The 395-nt window shown below is 26.8% G+C and carries 2 pseudogenes; both read left to right on the forward strand.

The window, feature by feature from the left end:
• Nucleotides 1-128 (forward strand): annotated as a pseudogene (locus FUA24_RS25775) (MBL fold metallo-hydrolase); the annotation flags it as partial.
• 9 nt (nt 129-137) lie between these two features.
• Nucleotides 138-395 (forward strand): annotated as a pseudogene (locus FUA24_RS08065) (hydrolase); the annotation flags it as partial.

Raw genomic sequence — 395 nt, forward strand, 5'->3', positions numbered from 1 at the left:
AGAAAGTAAATCCTAAAAAAGCTTATTTAACCCATATAAGCCATTTATTAGGTTTTCATGATGAAGTTGAAAAAACATTACCAGAAAACGTATTTTTGGCATATGATGAATTACAATTAACCATATAACCCTATTTTATGAAGCAAAGAATTTTTATTTACCTGTTTATCTTTTCAATACTTCTAGTATTGTTTCAGTATGTGAATTCTAAACGTGTATTTGAAGACTTAACAAACAGACTTGATAAGAAAACAGAGCGAATAGGAGCTTTTAAAGATTCTTTAGATGTTATTCAAGATATGTTTTTAGAAGTTTCGCATTTTAATTTAGATAGAAATGAAGACGCTATTAGTTATTTTGAGGATGAAGGTTATAATATAGATGAATTAATCCCT

Source organism: Seonamhaeicola marinus (genome assembly GCF_008085455.1).